We start from the raw sequence: 16,163 nt of genomic DNA, 5'->3' as shown, positions 1-16,163 counted from the left end.
ATCAATACACAGCGTTTCCCGCAAGAGGAATCAGATGACGTTTTCGGGAAAATTCTGCCGGTCGCCCTCGCGTCGCCGGAAGTAGAAGTGGCCGCCAAGGCCGAGCGCCAGCAGCAACAGGCCGAGATAGAACTCCGTATGGGTCGGGCCGATCCGGTCGAACAGGGGCGTGGCGCCCAGGTTGAAGAGCAGCATCGAGCCCGCCATGACGGCCAGCCTGAGGCGGAAGACGCGCGCGATCTCGGCGCCGCGGAACGTCGTCTGCATGCGGGTGATCATCGGGATGAAGTAGAAGGGCCCGCCGAAGCCGGCCACCAGGCCCGCCAGCATCATGGCCGGCAGCTTCCAGGGATTGGGCAGGCCCCAGGCCGCGATCGCGATCAGGGCGAAGCCCGCGCCCATGGCGACGTAGCCCAGGAACATCGTCGAGAGCGGTCGGCGGAAGCGGACGCTGCCCGCCACCAGGTTGCCGATGACGTCGCCCATGCCGGTGGCGCCGACGATCAGGCCGAGCGCCGCCAGGCCATGGAAGCCGAAGAGGTGCGGGTCGTGCTCCACCACCATGAGCGCGATGGCGAGCTGCAGGGCGACGCTCCACGGTCCGTTGGCCAGGGCGTTGATCAGCAGCAGCGCGCCGGTGGTGCGTTCGCTCGTCATCAGCCGCGCCCCGTCGAGCAGGGCATCCCAGGCGCCGCGCCAGCCGCCGCGACCCGGCCGCGGCTTGCTCGCCGGGTCGAAGACGCGGTCGCGCACCGCCCACACGGCTAGACCCGACAGCAGGAATCCCAGCGCCGTCACCGACAGGAAATGGATCACGGGCAGGAGCGTGTTCAGCACCGCGGCGAGCACGGGGCCGATCAGCCGCGCCAGCCGCCAGGTCGCGTCGAACAGGCCGTTGATGGCCTGCAGCGCCTCGCGGTCCTTCACGAGCACGGGCACGGCCGACTGCAGTGCCGGCGTGAAGATCATGCGCAGGCCGGCGAGCCCCATGACCGAGACCACCAGCACCGGGATCGAGACGCCCCAGACATAGAAGCCGGCGACGGGAAGGAGCGCGAGCAGGGCGCTCGCATACTTCGCGCCCATCATGGCGCGATCGGCGCGCCAGCGGTCGAACAGCGAGGCGCCGAGCAGCCCCACCGCGAGCATGGCGCCGTACTGGGCAGCATTGACGTAGCCGGCAGCGTTGCCGATCTGCTCCGCCGCGATCCACACCACGGCGACGCGGAACAGGTCCTCGCCGATCGTCGAGGCGGCGAGTCCGGACCACACCGTGGCGACGGCGGGATCCTTCAACGGACGCAGGACGGGGATCATTGGAACAGGCGAAAGGTCCCTCTGGATTCGCCCTCGGGATGACAGCGAATGTCGATCGCAGGGCGCCTGTCATCCCGAGCGAAGCGAGGGACCTTTCGGGGTCGTGCCGCCGGTGCTCGCGTCACCTCGCCCACACCCCGCCGTCCTTGTCCTTGTAGCCCAGCGAGCGGTAGGCGGCGTCGACCAGGGACTGGCCGCGCTCGTTCATCAGCAGGCCGGGGCCCATGCGGTTCATCGTGTAGCCGAACGACAGGCCGGCGGCGGGATCGGCGAAGCCCAGGGAGCCGCCGGCGCCGACATGGCCGAAGGCCGCTCTGCCCAGGATGACGCTGTCGACATCGGGGCCGAACAGCGTGGCGCCGACGCTGCGCCGGCGGTTGTCCATCGACTTCATGAAGCCCGGCGCGAAGCGGGTCGGGATGCGCAGCGTGGCGTCGTCGTGCGTCGCCATCGAGACCTCGCCCATGCGCGCCAGCGTGGCGGCATCGACCAGCGTGCCGCCGCCGGTCGCCAGCGGCGCGTACATCCCCGCCAGACCGCGCGCATGGGTGACGCCGTTCGCCGCGCCGATCTCGGCCGCGCGGCCGGCGCGGCTGTTGGCGCCGCCCGAGTGCCAGGCGCCGACGTTGAAGTAGAACAGCGCCGCCGGCGAGTCCTTCCGGGTCGAGAGATCGACCATGAAGGGCGTCTTCGCCTCTTTCGCCTTGTAGACGTAGGGAATGACCGGCGCGACGCGCGGCTCGATCGCCTCCGGCAGGCCGATCCAGAAGTCGAGCCCGAGGGGCGCCGCGATCTCCTCGCGGAAGAAGGTGCCGAGCGAGCGGCCCGAGGCGCGGCGCACCATCTCGCCCACCGTCCAGCCGAAGGTGAAGCCGTGATAGCCGTTGCGCGTGCCGGGCTCCCAGAACGGCGCCTCGGCCGCGAGGCGGCCGGTCATGTAGTCCCATTCGTAGGGGCCGCTGTCCTTCACCTTGTCGCGCAGCGCCGGCACCGCCGCGGAATGGTCGAGCATCATGCGCGTGGTGACGCGCTCCTTGCCGCCTTGCGCGAACTCCGGCCACAGCTCGGCGACCGGCGCCTCGAGGTCGAGCGCGCCGCGGCTCGCCAGCACGTGGGCGCAGAGCGCGGTGGCGCCCTTGGTGCAGGAGAAGACCACCGAGACCGTGTCGCGGGTCCAGGGCGTCCCGGCCTTGCGGTCCGCTATCCCGCCCCACAGGTCGACCACCGTCTCGCCGCCGACGGTCAGGCAGACCGAGGCGCCGACCTCGCCATGCTCGGCGAAGTTCCGCTCGAAAGCCTCGGCGACCCGCTCGAAGCCCGGCTTGCACAGTCCCTCGGCCATCGCTGCCGTCACCGCGCCGGCATCGGCAGGTCGAGCGCCTGCAACAGGAAGCGCGCGGCGTGCGAGAGGCCGCTGTCGTTGATGCCGTGGCCGATTCCCTGGGCGATGTGCAGGCCGACGCCGAGGCCGTTCTGGCGCAGCAGCTCGGCGGCATGCTCGCTGAGCGCATGGGGCAGCAGCTCGTCCTGGTCGCCGTGGATCAGCAGGACCGGCGGCCGCGAGCGGATCTCCGCGGGCAGCACCTCGGGGCCGGCCAGCATGCCGGAGAAGCCGACGATGCCGGCGAGCGGCTTCGGCCGCCGCAGGCCGACATGCAGCGCCATCATCGTGCCCTGGGAAAAGCCGACCAGGCAGGTCCTGCTTTCGTCGAGCCCGTGCTCCGCCATCTTGTCGTCGAGATAGGCGTCGAGCACCGGCGCGGCGCTGCGGGCGCCGGCCAGCGCCAGCGCCGGGTCGAGGCGCGACACCGGGAACCACTGATAGCCGAACGGGCTGCCCTCGCAGCGCTCGGGCGCGTTGGGCGCATGGAAGACGACGTCGGGCATCAGCGGCGCCAGCACGGGAGCGAGCCCGATCAGGTCGTTTCCGTCGGCGCCGTAGCCGTGCAGCAGGATCACCATGTGGCCGGGCTTGCCGCCGGCCTGCGGGCCGTGGCTGGGACCGTCGAGCTGGGTCATCTCGCCTTCACCTTCTTCTCGAGCACGGGCTTCTTGATCGCGGGCTTCTTGTTCTCGGGTTCCGCCTTGGGCTCGCGGGCGCTCCAGTCCGGCATGTTGCGGCGATAGTGCCAGAGCAGCAGCGCCGCAGCACTGCGCCAGGGACGCCACTGCTCTGCGATCTTGACGAGGCGCTTGGCATCGGGCCGCGTGCGCAGCTTCTTGAGATGCTGGGCGGCGATCACCAGCCCGAGATCGAGGCCCGGCATGATGTCGGGCCGGCCGTGCGCGAACATCAGGTAGATCTCGGCGGTCCATCGGCCGATGCCCTTGGCCTGGCAGAGCATGGCGATGGCGGCCTCGTCGTCGAGACCGTCCAGCGCCGCGAAGTCGATGCGGCCGGCCACGATATCGGTGGCGAGGCTGCGGCCGTAGCGCATCTTGGCGCCCGACAGGCCGACCGCGCGCAGCTCCTCGTCGCTCAGGAGCAGGAAGGTGGCGGGCTCCATGCTGGGCACGGCCGCCTCGAGGCGCAGCCAGATGCTGCGGGCGGCGTGCACCGAGACCTGCTGGCCGACGATGGAGCGCATCAGTCCGCCGAAGCCCGAGGGCACGACGCGCAGCTCGGGATGGCCGACCTCCTCGATCGCGCGCGCGAAGTCGGGATCGACTTTCGCCAGGTGGCGCATCGCCTTCTTGAGGTTGGCGGCGTCGAGAGTCACGGAAGCCATGCCTCCGCATAGCACGCCGCTCGAAGCCGCTGTAACGTCCGAAGATGAGCGTGGTGACGCGTTTTGCCCCCAGCCCGACCGGCGAGCTGCATCTCGGCTCGGCCTACTCGGCCTGGACCGGCTGGCACCGCGCGCGCGAGGCCGGCGGCACCTTCCTGGTGCGCATCGAGGACATCGACATCCGCCGCTGCAAGCGGGCGTTCGAGACGGCGATCCTGGCCGATCTCGCCTGGCTGGGTTTCGCCTGGGACGGCGCGGTACGACGGCAGTCCGAGCATTTCGCCGACTATGGACGCGCGCTGGACCGGCTCGACCGGATGGGCCTGGTCTATCCCTGCTTCTGCAGCCGCGCCGACATCGAGCGCGAGATCGCGGCGTCGGCGCATGCGCCTCATGCCCGGCACCTGGGACCGGACGGCCCCCTCTATCCCGGAACCTGCCGGCGGCTCACGCCACAGGAGCGTCGTGCCCGCCTGGACGCGGGGCAGGAGCACTGCCTGCGGCTCGACGCGGCGCGCGCGGCCGCGCAGGCCGGACCCTATCACTTCGTCGACGAGACGCTGGGCCGGGTCGAGGGCGAGCCTTTGCTGCTGGGCGACTTCGTGATCGCCCGCAAGGACACGCCCACCAGCTACCACCTGTCGGTGACGGTCGACGATCATCTGCAGGGGGTGACCCTGGTGACGCGCGGTGTCGACGTGCTGCCCTCGACCCACGCCCACGGCCTGCTCCAGCGCCTGCTGGGCTACGATCCGCCGCTCTATGCCCACCACCCGCTGCTGACCGATCCGTCGGGCCGGCGCTTCGCCAAGCGCGACCGCGACATGACGATCCGCGCGATGCGCGAGAGCGGCATGACGCCGGCGGCGGTGGTCGAGCGTGCGCTGACGGCGGCGCAACAACCTGCTCCTCTCCCGCGCGAGGGCCCTAGCGGGGGAGAGGGACATGTGACTAAGCTTGGGCCATGAACAAGCAAGAACAACTGGCCGTCGGGAGGCGGCTGCTCGGCCATATCGACGGCCGCACGACCGACCTTGCCGACGCGATCTTCCACAATCGCGTATCGGCCTACGCCTCGCGCGAGCGGGCGGCGCTGGAGCGCGACCGGCTGTTCCGGTCGCGCCCGATCTTCATGGGCCTGTCGACGCGCCTGCCGAAGCCCGGCGACTATCTCGCCGAGGACGTGGCCGGCCTGCCGGTGCTGCTGGTGCGCGGCGCCGACGGGACGGTCCGCGCCTTCGCCAACATCTGCCGCCACCGCGGCGCCCCGGTGGCGCAGGGCTGCGGCAATGCCCGCGCCTTCGTCTGCCCCTATCACGGCTGGACCTACGACACGGCGGGCAAGCTGCTCGGCACCACCGACAAGGTGGGCTTCGCCGGCTTCGATGTCGCCGGCCACGGGCTGGTGCGGCTGCCGGCGGTCGAGCGCCACGGCCTGCTGTTTGCGCGCCCGTCGCCGCTCGCCGAGGGCGAGAGCGCGACGCTCGACGTCGACGGCGATCTCGGCCTGATCGCCCAGGACCTCGCCGCCCTCGATCTCGCGACCTATCCGCTGCACTCGGTCGACCGCGTGACGCCGCGCATCAACTGGAAGTTCGCCGTCGACACGTTCCTCGAGGGCTATCACATCCCGCATCTGCACCGGAAGACGATCGCGCCGTACTTCATCGGCAACGTCGGCACCTTCGACGGTGCGGGCCTGCACGGCCGCATGTGCGTCGCCCGCACCTCGATCGACGCGCTGCGGCCGCTGCCGGAAGGCGAGCGCAACTTTCGACCGCACGTCATCTCGATCTACCAGCTCTTCCCCAACACGATCGTGATCTGGCAGGTCGACCATATCGAGGTCTGGCGCGCCTTCCCCGACCGCGACGATCCCGGGCGCTGCGAGGTCGAGCTGGCGATCTACAAGCCGCACGACACCGACAAGCCGGACGCCTACTGGGAGAAGAACCGCGACATCGCCATCCGCACCGTGCTGGAGGAGGACTTCCCGCTGGGCGAGCGCATGCAGATCGGCTTCGAATCCGGCGCCGTCGACGAAGTGGTCTACGGCCGCAACGAGCCGTCGCTCGTGCATTTCCACGCCTCGATCCGCAGCGCGCTCGGCGTCGCGGCCTAGCGGTTCGTCCTCAAGGAGAGCCGAATGCAGCGTACCGCCCCGCCGTTCCGCGCCGACCAGGTCGGCAGCCTCCTGCGCACGGCGCCGGTCAAGGCGGCGCGCACGCGTAGGCTGGCCGGCGAGATCGACGCGGCCGAGCTGAAGGCGGTCGAGGATGCCGAGATCCGCAAGCTGGTGGCCCGGCAGGCCGGGATCGGGCTGAGGGCCGTCACCGACGGCGAGTTCCGCCGCTCGTGGTGGCACTACGACTTCCTGAGCCACCTCGACGGCGTCGAGCTGGTGAGCGTGGCCCAGGGCCTGCAGTTCAAGGGCGTCCAGACCAAGGCCGAGGGACTGCACGTGCACGGGCGCATCGACTTCCCGGCCGGCCATCCCATGCTCGACCATTTCCGCTTCCTGAAGGAGGTCGCGGCCGCGACGCCCGGCCAGCCGGTCGCGAAGATGACCATCCCGTCGCCGACGGCGTTGCACTATCGCGGCGGCCGGCAGGCGATCGAGACGTCGGCCTATCCCGAGATGGCGCCGTTCTTCGACGATCTCGGGAAGGCCTACGGCAAGGCAGTCCGCGCTTTCGGCGAGGCCGGCTGCACCTACCTGCAGCTCGACGAGGTCTATGTCGCCTATCTCTGCGACGAGGCGCAGCGCGACTACCTGCGCGGCCGCGGCGACGATCCCGAGAGCCTGCTGCACGTCTATGCCGACCTGGTGAACGCGGCCTGCGCCGGGCGCACGCCCGGCATGACGCTGTCCATGCACCTCTGCCGCGGCAACTTCCGTTCGACCTGGATGGCGCAGGGCGGCTACGAGCGGGTGGCCGACATCCTGTTCAACCGCATGAACGTCGACGCCTACTTCATGGAGTACGACACCGAGCGCGCCGGCGGCTTCGAGCCGCTGCGCTTCCTGCCCAAGGGCAAGCAGGTCGTGCTGGGCGTGATGACGTCGAAGACCGGCGAGCTGGAGAGCAAGGACCAGCTCAAGCGCCGCATCGAGGAAGCGGCCCGGTACACGGAGCTCGACCGGCTCTGCCTGTCGCCGCAATGCGGCTTCGCCAGCACCGAGGAGGGCAACCTGCTGGCCGAGGACCAGCAATGGGCCAAGCTCGCCCGCTGCGTCGAGGTCGCGCGCGAGGTCTGGGGGTAGGGGCGTTCGACGGTTCATGGGCGCACGACGTGTTTCTTTGGAGCGCGGACCTCCAGGTCCGCTCATGATCATGAGGCGGACCTGGAGGTCCGCGCTCCGATGACGTCCGGAGGGCTGGACCGTCGGTATTCCCTCCCATTCGCCGTGCAAGTCCCGCCATGAGTCTCGAGCGACCTGCCGCCTTCGCGGTCGACCTGCGTCACCTGCTGGGCAGCTTTCGCGGCGTCTACGTCGTCAACGCCATCGTCGGCTTCATCTTCGCGGCGTCGGCCCCGGTCGCGATCATCCTGACCGCGAGCGCAAGGGGCGGCCTGTCCCAGTCGGACGTCGAGTCCTGGCTGTTCGGCTGCTTCGTCGTCAACGGCGTGATCTCGATGATCTTCTGCCTGGCCTATCGCCAGCCGCTGGTCTTCTTCTGGACGATTCCCGGCACCATCCTGGTCGGCCAGGCGCTCGACCATCTCAGCCTGGCCGAGGTCGTCGGCGCCTATTTCGCGACGGGCGCGCTGATGTTCGTCCTCGGGCTGAGCGGCTGGGTCCGCACCTGCATGAGCCGGTTGCCGATGCCCATCGTCATGGCGATGGTGGCCGGGGTTTTCCTGCAGTTCGGCCTCGACCTGGTCTTCGCGATCCGCGACGGCGTCATGATCGCCGCGCCCATGACCGTGGCGTTCGTGGCTCTCTCGGCGTGGGCCCGGATCGGCCGACTGATGCCGCCGCTGATCGGCGCCCTGATCGTCGGCGTCGCGGCGATCGCCCTCTCGGGCACGTTCGACCCGCAGGGGCTGGCGGCCCTCACCGTGGCCCGGCCCAACCTCCACATGCCGGCCTTCTCGTGGGCCGCCATGGCGGAGCTGGTCCTGCCGCTCGCGATCACGGTGCTGGCGGCCCAGAACGCGCAGGGTTTCGTGATCCTCGAGGCGGCCGGCCACAAGCCGCCGGTCAACGCCGTCACGGCAGCCTGCGGCCTGGGCTCCCTGATCGCCGCCTTGTTCGGCACGGTGTCGACCTGCCTGACCGGGCCGGTCAACGCGATCATCTCCAGCGCCGGCGACAGGGACAGGCACTACGCGGCGGGCGTCATGGTCTCGCTGCTGGCGCTGCTGTTCGGGCTCTTCGCGCCGGTCTTCACCCGGGTGATGCTGGCAACCCCCAAGGTCTTCATCGCGACGCTGGCCGGCCTCGCGCTGCTGCGCGTCCTCGAGCGCGCCTTCGTGGTGTCGTTCAGCGGCGCCTTCACGCTCGGCGCCACGGTGACGTTCCTGGTGACGGTGGCCAATGTGCGGATCTTCTCGATCGGCGCGCCCTTCTGGGCGGTGATCGTCGGCCTGGCCGTCTCCTGGGCGCTCGAGAGGAAGGATTTCGACAAGCTCGCCGCCGGCCAGGGCCGGTAGGGGCGGACGTGGCCAGGCGGGGGGCGGCGCTCGCGTCACCCGCTTTCGAGCAGCCGGTTCACCCACACCTGCACGGTGTTCGATTCGAGGAAGCGGTGCGCGGTCCGGCGCAGCGCCGGGTCGGCCATGTTGCCGTCGACGATGGCGACGACGAGATCGCAGCGGTAGGCGACGACGATGCCTTCGGCGAGACGCGGCGAGCCGTTGCGGCGGCGGTGGCGGTAGAGGCGGGCGCGACCGAACAGGTCGGTGATGCGGACGCGCTGGCCCGGCCCGGCGGCCCGGAAGCGCGGATCGAGCCGGTCGATGTCGACCGCGCGGTCGACGGCCTCGTCGCTCACGATCCCGGTCTCGCAGTCGCTGCACAGTCCCTGCTTCAGGCGGACATAGACGTCGAGGGACTCGCTCGCCCACGCCCGCCCGTCGGGCCAGGCATCGGCGGCGAAGGGCCACGGCACGGGATGGAAGCCGGCGGCGTCGGTCGGCCCCAGCGCGGTGCGCTGCCCGGCGACGACGGCCAGTCCTGCCAGGCCGGCCAGCAGGCCGCCCCCCAGCCCGAGCTGGATCATGGTACGGCGCTGCAGCCGGGCCATCGCGATCTCCTTGCGGGGGCCGAGTATATATCGGGCGGCCAGACGGTCGCAGGTTCTTGACCGGTCCGGCCGCCGCACGCATTTTGCCGGCCGCAATGGCGATCGGGCATATCCTCCTGCTCTTCCTGGCGTGCGGCGCCATGACCTTTCCGCTGACGCTGGTCGCGATCCGCTGGCTCGCGGCGCTGTCGCCGTCCGGCGGGATCGCCCGCAAGCTCGACGAGACGTTCGAGAAGGCCCTGACCATCTCGATCATGGTCTGGATCGCCGGTGCCTTCGCCTTCTACGCCATCGCGCTGCACTTCGAGCGCCAGAAGCCGTGCGGCGACCAGCGCACCAACCAGCTCACCTACGAGTGCCGCAAGCTCTACGGCCAGGTCGACTGATCATCGGCTGACCGGCGTCGACAGGCCGGCCGCTGCGGGCCGCCCCGGCCCTTGTCGTCAGATCTGGTGCGCCATCGGCGGCGCCGGGATCGGCCGCACGCGCTCGTAGGCCGCCGCCGCCCGCAGCACCAGCGCGTCGCGGGCATGGCCACCGACGATCTGCAGGCCGATCGGCATCCCCTCGCGATCGAGCCCGCAGGGGATGGTCGCGGCCGGCTGGCGCGTCAGGTTGAAGGTGAGCGTGAAGGGCGTCCAGCCGATGTCGACGCCGTCGCCGCCCCAGGCCGCGTTCTCGTTCACGGCGAAGGCGGTCATCGGCATGGTCGGCGTCAGCAGCAGGTCGTACTTCGCCATGAACTGGTTGAGGATCGCGGCGACCTGCTGGCGCTGGTGGATCGCCGTCACCACGGCCTCCTGGCCGAGCTGGGCGCCGTGCTCGGCGGCCTTCACCAGGCCCGGGTCCATGACCGCGCGCTTCTCCTCGCTGAAGCTCTTGAGCAGGATCGCGACGTTGGACTGCCAGTGGGCGTTCAGGATGCGCCGCGGGTCGAGCCCCATCAGGTCGGGCGAGTCCTCGACCACCTTGGCGCCGAGCGTGCGGAACACCCGAGCCGCGTTCTCGACGGCGACGGCGACGTCGCGGTCGATCTTCTCCTTCTCGACGAAGCCGAGGTTGGGCGAGTAGGCGATGCGCAGGCCCTTCACGCCCTTGTCGAGGCCCTTGAGGTAGTCCTCCTCGTCGTCGGGCCGGCCGTAGGGATCGCGCGGATCGGGGCGGGCCATGACGTTCATCATCATCGCCGCGTCGCGCACGGTGCGCGTCATCGGGCCGATATGGGACAGGGTGCCCTGGGCCGACGGCGGCCACAGCGGCACGCGCGCCTGGGTGGGCTTCAGCCCGAACAGGCCGGTGAAGGAGCAGGGAATGCGCACCGAGCCCGCGCCGTCGGTGCCGACGGCCAGCGTGCCCATGCCGACCGCCTCGGCCGCGACGCCGCCGCCCGACGAGCCGCCCGGCGTGCGGCCGAGCTTCCAGGGATTGTGCGTGGCGCCGAACAGGCCGGAATCGGTGACGCCCTTCCAGCCGTATTCCGGGGAGGTCGTCTTGCCGAGCAGCACCGTGCCCGCCTCGCGCAGCCGCTGGGCCGCCGGCGCGTCGACGGTCCACGGCCCGTCGGGATCGGTCGCGAGGCTGCCCATGCGCGTCGGCAGGCCCTTGGTCAGCACCATGTCCTTGATGGTGATCGGCACGCCGTCGATGTCGGAGAGCCGCTTGCCTCCCTTCTTCCAGCGCTTCTCCGAGGCTCGCGCGGCGCGCAGCGCGCCGTCGGGATCGAGATGCTGGAAGGCGTTGAGCTGCGGGTTGAACGCCTCGATGCGGGCGATCGCGGCCTTGGTGGCCTCGACCGGCGAGGCCTTGCGCGCCTTGTAGAGCTTGACGAGCTGGTGGGCCGGCAGCATCGCGAGATCGGTCATCACATCATCTCCGGAAGCACGGGGAATTTCAGCGGATGGGCCTCGGCATAGCGCGCGGCGGCGCGCAGCACGAGCCCGTCCTCATAGTGGGCGGCCGCGATCTGCAGGCCGATCGGCAGGCCGTCGCGGCTCGTGCCGCAGGGCACCGTAGCGGCGGGATGGCGGCTGAGGTTGAACGGCGAGGTGTAGGGCGACCACAGCGGGTTGCCCTTGCCGTCCGGCCCGTCGGGCAGGTTCTTGCCGACCTCGAAGGGCTGCACGGCGACGGTCGGCGACAGCAGCAGGTCGTACTTCTCGAAGAAGAGGTTCCAGGCGATCGCGAGCTCGCGCCGCGTGACCTGCGCCTCGACGAGGTCCTGCATCGAGTAGCGCAGCCCGGCCTTCGCCCCGGCCAGCAGGCTGGGATCGAACTGGTCGTGGTTGCTCTCGGGAAAGAGCCGCAGCAGCCGCTGCAGGGCGGTCAGCCAGTGGATGACGAAGGCGCGGCCGGCCTCGGCGTAGGAGAAGGGCGCCTCGACCTCCTCGACCTTGCAGCCCAGCGCCTCGAACTGGCGCGCCGCGCGGGTGACGAGGGCGGCGACCTCGATGTCGAGCGGATGGTCGCCGAAGCGCAGCACGAATCCGACCTTGAGCTTCTTCAGCTTGCCGTCGAGCTTGCGCGCGTAGTCGGTTTCGTCGGCCGGCAGGGCCCAGGCGTCGCGCGCGTCGGGCCGGGCGATCGCGTTCATCATCAGCGCGCAGTCGAGCGCGGTGCGAGCCATCGGGCCGGTGTTCGCGAGGTCGCCGGTCAGCGAGGGCGGCCACGCCGGCACCCGTCCGAACGTCGCCTTGAGCCCGACCAGGCCGTTGAAGCTCGAGGGGATGCGCACCGAGCCGCCGCCGTCGGTGCCGATGGCGAGCGGGCCGAGCCCGGCCGCCACCGCCGCGCCGGCGCCGCCCGAGGAGCCGCCGGGCGTGCGGCCCGTGTTCCAGGGATTGCGCGTGATGCCGTGCAATGGCGAATCGGTCACGCCCTTGTGGCCGTACTCCGAGCTGGTGCTCTGGGCGAAGACGATGGCGCCGGCCTCGCGCAGGCGCGCCACGGCCGGCGCGTCGGCATCAGCCGGCGTCTTGTCGGTGAGCCTGCTGCCCATCGAGGCCGGCCAGCCCTTGACCCGCACCAGCTCCTTGATGGAGACGGGCACGCCGTCCAGCGGCGACAGCGGCTTGCCCTTCTGCCAGCGCCGCTCCGAGGCGCGCGCCGCCTTGAGCGCGGCGTCGCCGTCGACCGTGCAGAAGGCGTTGATCGTGCGGTTGACCGTCGCGGTGCGGGCCAGCACGGCCTTCATGGCCTCGAGCGGCGAGGCCTTGCCCTTGCGGTAGAGGTGCGACAGCCCGGCCGCGCTCTGCTGGGTCAGGTCCTTCATGTCGGTTGCTCCCTGGCGTAGCGCCGGGCGAGCTGCTCGGCCTGGAACTCGGCGGCCAGCGCCTGCTCGGTGCGGCCGACCCGGCGGTAGAGGTCGCCCAGCGCGCGCTTGGTCCACGGCACGGACGGACGCTCGCGCTCGTCGGCCTGCAGGCGGGCGAGCGCGGCATCGTTCCAGCCGGCCCGGCGTAGGGCGCCGAGATGGATGGCGCCGAACAGGGCGCGCTGGGCCGTGCTGCCGCCGACCTTCTGGAGATGCGGCATGGCCTGGCCGAGCAGGCGCGCCGCCTCGCCATGGTCGCCGGCGGCGTAGGCCGCCATGCCGTGCGCGGCCGGTACGGCGGCGTCGGCCCAGGCCTCGCGCTCGAACGGCCGCGCCCCCTCGGCGCGGTCCTCCAGGCTCGCCAGCATCTCGGTCACGGCGCTGCGCTCGCCGGCGCGGGCGAGGCCGTAGAGATACTGGAGGTCGAGGAAGGGCACGTAGTGCTCGTGCAGCCGCGTCCGGAGATGGTCCGCGACGGCACGCCAGCGCCCGCCGACGTCGATGCCGCGCAGCTCGAGCCGCGCCAGCAGCGAGACGGCGTTGATCTGGTCCTCGCAGAAGTCGGGGGCGATGCCCCAGATGCGCCTGTCGAACAGGTCGAGCGCCTCGTCGGTGCGGTCGAGATCGATCAGGAGCAGCGCGAGGTGCCACCAGTTGTGGGTGTACATGAAGGAGTTGCAGCCTTCCCAGGTGTCGGCCATCGACTCCAGGAAGGCCACGCCTTCGAGCAGGCGGCCGCGCGCTTCCAGGCAGTGGGCGACGGCGTGGTGGCACCACGGATCGCGCCGGTCGCGGTCGATCGCCTGGCGCGCGACCTGTTCCGCCTCATCGAGGCGGTGGCACTCGGCGAGGCCGAAGGCATGGAGGCCGCCGACGAAGCGTCCCTCCGGATCGGCGGCGTGCAGGCGCTCGCCGATGCGCAGGAGCGCCTCGGCATCGCCGGCGTTGAAGGCGTGGAGCTGGCCGAGCTTGCCGGCGAGGAGGTCGCGCGGCCAGCGCGCGACCATGTCCTCGTGCAGGCGCAGGCTGCGGTCGGTCTCGCCCGCGAGCCAGGCCTCGGTGGCGGCGAGCCACGCCTGCTCGCGCTCGTTGGCGCCGGCGGCGAGTGCACGTGCGCGCGCGAGATGGCGGGCCGCCAGCGTCCGGCCTTCCGTCGAATTCATCGACAGGACGAGGTTGGCGGCGAGGACGGGCAGCAGGACGCAACGCTCCTCGCGCTCGGCGGCGGCGACGAAATCGGCCAGCCGGCTGCCGAAGCCCAGCCACTCGTCGCGCAGGAAGTCGAGGGAAGCGATCGCCTCTGTCCCGGCGTTGCTCACTTCCAGCCCTTGCCCGTCCCGCGCCACCACTGTCCCCTCGGCTCTCTCGCCTTACCTTCGCACGCGCACGCGCGCCGGGCAAAAGGCAAGGGCGGAACGTTTCGTCCGGGCCGGCTGGCCGCCGGGTCTCAGCTTCTGGGCGAGCCGCCGAGGAAGCAGTAGATCATGCCGCTCTTGTTGGCGCAGATGTGGCTGCGTCCGTCGGGCGCGAGCTGCTGCAGAACGACGCGCGGCGGGATCGGCACCCAGCGTCCGTCGAGCAGGGCGCGCCACACCCCGTCGTCGCCGAGATAGGCGCGCGTCGGACGGCAGTCGCCCTCCGCCGTGCTGGTCGAGCCGTTGCAGCAGGAGTAGCCGGTCCCCGGCTGCCGCAGGTCCTGGTACCAGTCGTGGTTCTCGGTGTGGCCGATGCCGCGCCATCCGTGGCCGCCGGCGTGACCGTCCTGTGCCCGGGTCGGCAGGGTGCCGACGAGGATCGAGGCAACGATCGAGGCGAGAGCAACACGAACCCACCGTGGCATGAGGGCTGCCACCTTTCGCCAGTCCGCGCCGAGCCGGCAACGTATTCGTAGCGACGTGCCGTCGCTCAGCCGATTCCGTTGAGCGCAGTATACTCTCTTCTGAGGCCCGACACGATGGCGACGAACTGTGGATCGTCGGCCGACAGCAGTCCGTGGCGGACGAAGAAATCAATCAACACAAGGTTGCAGTTGTATTTGAACTCCGTCGTGTCGCGCACCGTCTCGAACACGCGGCGCACGGGCCAGAGCTCGAACGCATGGACCTCGCCGTCGTTCGCCGTCGGCGTGAAGTCGTCCGGCAGTTCGAGGTCGAAGCACATCATCAGGTCGGGCTTGAGCTGCGGTCCCGACTGGTTGAGGTAGCTGATGTAGCTCACCGCCCGCGCCTGCCGCGCGAGCGCCGGCGGGATCGATGCTTCCTCCTGGCATTCCTTGACGAGATTGTCGTGCAGGCCGATGCCCGCCGGCTGGCCGCCGGCGACCGTGTTGTCGAGCTGTCCCGGGAAGGTCGGCTTGGAATAGGAACGACGCGCCACCCAGAGGTGAAGCCCGTCGCGGCGGCGGACATAGCCCGTCATGTGCGGCCCGAAGGCGCGCACGCCGAACCACGGGACGGCAGCGCGCTCCATCAGCATCAGCGGCGGATCGGTGAAGGCCCAGCCGACCGGATAGGCTTCCTCGCGCCACAGCTTCGCGAACTGTCCCTGGTCGCGCAGCTCGAGCAGGAACGCACGCACCGCGTCGGTGCGTCGGTCCGGCGTGTCGAGGCGGGCGGCGAGGTGCCAGCCGCCGTCGCGGCGGGTGAAAAGATCGGGGCGCGTCGCGACGACCGGCGCGAAGTCGCGATGCAGGAAGCCGGCGCGGCGGTCGCCGATGAACCACGGCTCGAACTGGCCGAGATCGGCATTGTTGCAGCGGGCGATATGGTCGAGGAACGACATGGCGGTGGCACATAGCCGGCCAAGCCGGACCTGTCATCCCGAGCGCTGCGCTCGGGATGACACTGTGCGCCGCCTCTGCGACATTGGCCGCGATGACCGAAGAAGAACTGCAGGCGCTCCTCGACAGGACCCTGCCGGAAGCCGACCGTCACGACGTCTTCGTCGAGGAATGCCAGGACCAGGATATTCGCCTGCGCTTCTCCCTCGTGTCGGGCGAGAAATCCTGGTCGAGCGCCGCGCTGCTGTCGCTGGTCGACACCTCGCTGCGCGCCGCCGCCGGCCTGCAGGCGACGCTCACCCATCTCAGCGTGACGGTGCTCAAGGCCCCGCACGAGGCCGACGTGCTGGCGCTGTCGCGCGTGATCCGCCGCGACGGCAGCCTCGCCCACGCCGAGGCCTGGCTGTTCAGCCATGCCGTCGTCGACCCGATGCTGCACGCGACAGCCACGCTGAAGGGCTGAGGACTCCGAGGCGGTCCTTTGATTCCTCCCTGCGCGAAGCGTGGGGAAGTGTCCGCGAAGCGGACGGAGGGGTCATGAGCATCATGGAAGCCCCTGACCCCTCCGGCCCTTCGGGCCACCTCCCCAAGCTGAGCTTGGGGAGGGGCATGAGGAGAGCGCCACCGGAGTGGCGGGCGCGAGGTCGAAGTCCTTGGGCATGTCGACGCTGGCGACGCCGGCCTCGACCAGGGCCACGCCGTCGTCGACCCGATGCTGCACGCGACAGCCACTCTGTCATCCTGAGCGCAGCGAAGGATCTCATGCCGGCAGCAGG

Annotated in this window: 16 protein-coding genes; 6 read left to right on the top strand and 10 right to left on the bottom strand. The window is 70.6% G+C overall.

The features are described 5' to 3' along the window. Positions 1-30: 30 nt before the first annotated feature. The 4 genes from ACO073_RS24220 to ACO073_RS24205 form a co-directional block, all read right to left on the bottom strand. Positions 31-1,317, bottom strand: a complete 1,287-nt coding sequence (locus tag ACO073_RS24220; RefSeq protein ID WP_422001027.1) for an MFS transporter — start codon at positions 1,315-1,317, stop codon at positions 31-33. A gap of 121 nt (positions 1,318-1,438) precedes the next feature. Beyond that, positions 1,439-2,671, bottom strand: a complete 1,233-nt coding sequence (locus tag ACO073_RS24215; RefSeq protein WP_422001025.1) for a serine hydrolase domain-containing protein — start codon at positions 2,669-2,671, stop codon at positions 1,439-1,441. After that, the gene (locus ACO073_RS24210; RefSeq protein WP_422001023.1) at positions 2,668-3,336 is read right to left on the bottom strand and encodes an alpha/beta hydrolase; all 669 of its coding nucleotides are present in this window, start codon (positions 3,334-3,336) and stop codon (positions 2,668-2,670) included. The genes ACO073_RS24215 and ACO073_RS24210 overlap by 4 nt, the downstream gene beginning before the upstream one ends. Then, the gene (locus tag ACO073_RS24205) at positions 3,333-4,046 is read right to left on the bottom strand and encodes a DNA-3-methyladenine glycosylase family protein (RefSeq protein WP_422001022.1); all 714 of its coding nucleotides are present in this window, start codon (positions 4,044-4,046) and stop codon (positions 3,333-3,335) included. The genes ACO073_RS24210 and ACO073_RS24205 overlap by 4 nt, the downstream gene beginning before the upstream one ends. Positions 4,047-4,090: 44 nt before the next feature. Between ACO073_RS24205 and gluQRS the strand changes: the two genes are divergently transcribed. From gluQRS to ACO073_RS24185, 4 genes are all read left to right on the top strand, one after another. Continuing rightward, positions 4,091-5,014, top strand: coding sequence for a tRNA glutamyl-Q(34) synthetase GluQRS (gene gluQRS / locus ACO073_RS24200; protein ID WP_422001020.1), 924 nt, complete (start codon positions 4,091-4,093; stop codon positions 5,012-5,014). Continuing rightward, a complete protein-coding gene (locus tag ACO073_RS24195; protein WP_422001019.1) occupies positions 5,011-6,168 on the top strand; it encodes an aromatic ring-hydroxylating oxygenase subunit alpha in 1,158 nt (385 codons plus the stop codon). Before gluQRS ends, ACO073_RS24195 begins: the two co-directional genes overlap by 4 nt. A gap of 24 nt (positions 6,169-6,192) precedes the next feature. Continuing rightward, entirely contained in the window at positions 6,193-7,311 is a 1,119-nt protein-coding gene (locus tag ACO073_RS24190) for a 5-methyltetrahydropteroyltriglutamate--homocysteine S-methyltransferase (protein WP_422001017.1), read from the top strand. A 158-nt stretch (positions 7,312-7,469) separates the two neighbouring features. Beyond that, positions 7,470-8,705, top strand: a complete 1,236-nt coding sequence (locus tag ACO073_RS24185; RefSeq protein WP_422001015.1) for a benzoate/H(+) symporter BenE family transporter — start codon at positions 7,470-7,472, stop codon at positions 8,703-8,705. Between the two features lie 35 nt (positions 8,706-8,740). Here ACO073_RS24185 and ACO073_RS24180 read toward each other — a convergent pair whose 3' ends face one another. Continuing rightward, a complete protein-coding gene (locus ACO073_RS24180) occupies positions 8,741-9,298 on the bottom strand; it encodes a hypothetical protein (protein WP_422001014.1) in 558 nt (185 codons plus the stop codon). Between the two features lie 95 nt (positions 9,299-9,393). Here ACO073_RS24180 and ACO073_RS24175 point away from each other — a divergent pair, with 95 nt between their 5' ends. Beyond that, a complete protein-coding gene (locus ACO073_RS24175; protein ID WP_422001012.1) occupies positions 9,394-9,684 on the top strand; it encodes a hypothetical protein in 291 nt (96 codons plus the stop codon). Between the two features lie 57 nt (positions 9,685-9,741). Here the strand turns inward: ACO073_RS24175 and ACO073_RS24170 are convergent, their stop codons facing one another. The 5 genes from ACO073_RS24170 to ACO073_RS24150 form a co-directional block, all read right to left on the bottom strand. Then, complete coding sequence (locus tag ACO073_RS24170) at positions 9,742-11,160, bottom strand: amidase (protein ID WP_422001010.1); 1,419 nt, start codon at positions 11,158-11,160, stop codon at positions 9,742-9,744. Next, positions 11,160-12,566, bottom strand: a complete 1,407-nt coding sequence (locus ACO073_RS24165) for an amidase (RefSeq protein WP_422001009.1) — start codon at positions 12,564-12,566, stop codon at positions 11,160-11,162. Before ACO073_RS24165 ends, ACO073_RS24170 begins: the two co-directional genes overlap by 1 nt. After that, positions 12,563-13,927 carry a hypothetical protein gene (locus ACO073_RS24160; protein WP_422001007.1) on the bottom strand — a complete coding sequence of 455 codons (1,365 nt, stop codon included), beginning with the start codon at positions 13,925-13,927 and terminating at the stop codon, positions 12,563-12,565. The genes ACO073_RS24165 and ACO073_RS24160 overlap by 4 nt, the downstream gene beginning before the upstream one ends. Positions 13,928-14,055: 128 nt before the next feature. Then, positions 14,056-14,448, bottom strand: coding sequence for a hypothetical protein (locus tag ACO073_RS24155; protein WP_422001005.1), 393 nt, complete (start codon positions 14,446-14,448; stop codon positions 14,056-14,058). Between the two features lie 65 nt (positions 14,449-14,513). Beyond that, positions 14,514-15,389, bottom strand: coding sequence for a DUF4743 domain-containing protein (locus ACO073_RS24150; RefSeq protein ID WP_422001004.1), 876 nt, complete (start codon positions 15,387-15,389; stop codon positions 14,514-14,516). A gap of 92 nt (positions 15,390-15,481) precedes the next feature. On the opposite strand from ACO073_RS24150, the gene ACO073_RS24145 reads away from it, so the two are divergent. Further along, positions 15,482-15,850: a hypothetical protein gene (locus tag ACO073_RS24145; RefSeq protein ID WP_422001002.1), complete on the top strand. Its 369-nt coding sequence runs from the start codon at positions 15,482-15,484 to the stop codon at positions 15,848-15,850. The last annotated feature ends 313 nt before the right edge of the window (positions 15,851-16,163 follow it).

Source organism: Reyranella sp. (assembly GCF_965229815.1).
In the GTDB taxonomy this organism is placed as follows: domain Bacteria; phylum Pseudomonadota; class Alphaproteobacteria; order Reyranellales; family Reyranellaceae; genus Reyranella.
Note: the sequence above shows the minus strand (reverse complement) of the source record. Positions and strands in the feature narration are given on the sequence as shown.

Bases quoted from the DNA above. Each gene is read 5' to 3' on its own strand.
- ACO073_RS24180 (WP_422001014.1), bottom strand. From the start codon at position 9,298: ATGGCCCGGCTGCAGCGCCGTACCATGATCCAGCTCGGGCTGGGGGGC.
- ACO073_RS24220 (WP_422001027.1), bottom strand. From the start codon at position 1,317: ATGATCCCCGTCCTGCGTCCGTTGAAGGATCCCGCCGTCGCCACGGTG.
- ACO073_RS24165 (WP_422001009.1), bottom strand. From the start codon at position 12,566: ATGAAGGACCTGACCCAGCAGAGCGCGGCCGGGCTGTCGCACCTCTAC.
- ACO073_RS24210 (WP_422001023.1), bottom strand. From the start codon at position 3,336: ATGACCCAGCTCGACGGTCCCAGCCACGGCCCGCAGGCCGGCGGCAAG.
- ACO073_RS24190 (WP_422001017.1), top strand. From the start codon at position 6,193: ATGCAGCGTACCGCCCCGCCGTTCCGCGCCGACCAGGTCGGCAGCCTC.
- ACO073_RS24145 (WP_422001002.1), top strand. From the start codon at position 15,482: ATGACCGAAGAAGAACTGCAGGCGCTCCTCGACAGGACCCTGCCGGAA.
- ACO073_RS24155 (WP_422001005.1), bottom strand. From the start codon at position 14,448: ATGCCACGGTGGGTTCGTGTTGCTCTCGCCTCGATCGTTGCCTCGATC.
- gluQRS (WP_422001020.1), top strand. From the start codon at position 4,091: ATGAGCGTGGTGACGCGTTTTGCCCCCAGCCCGACCGGCGAGCTGCAT.
- ACO073_RS24150 (WP_422001004.1), bottom strand. From the start codon at position 15,389: ATGTCGTTCCTCGACCATATCGCCCGCTGCAACAATGCCGATCTCGGC.
- ACO073_RS24185 (WP_422001015.1), top strand. From the start codon at position 7,470: ATGAGTCTCGAGCGACCTGCCGCCTTCGCGGTCGACCTGCGTCACCTG.
- ACO073_RS24175 (WP_422001012.1), top strand. From the start codon at position 9,394: ATGGCGATCGGGCATATCCTCCTGCTCTTCCTGGCGTGCGGCGCCATG.
- ACO073_RS24205 (WP_422001022.1), bottom strand. From the start codon at position 4,046: ATGGCTTCCGTGACTCTCGACGCCGCCAACCTCAAGAAGGCGATGCGC.
- ACO073_RS24170 (WP_422001010.1), bottom strand. From the start codon at position 11,160: ATGACCGATCTCGCGATGCTGCCGGCCCACCAGCTCGTCAAGCTCTAC.
- ACO073_RS24195 (WP_422001019.1), top strand. From the start codon at position 5,011: ATGAACAAGCAAGAACAACTGGCCGTCGGGAGGCGGCTGCTCGGCCAT.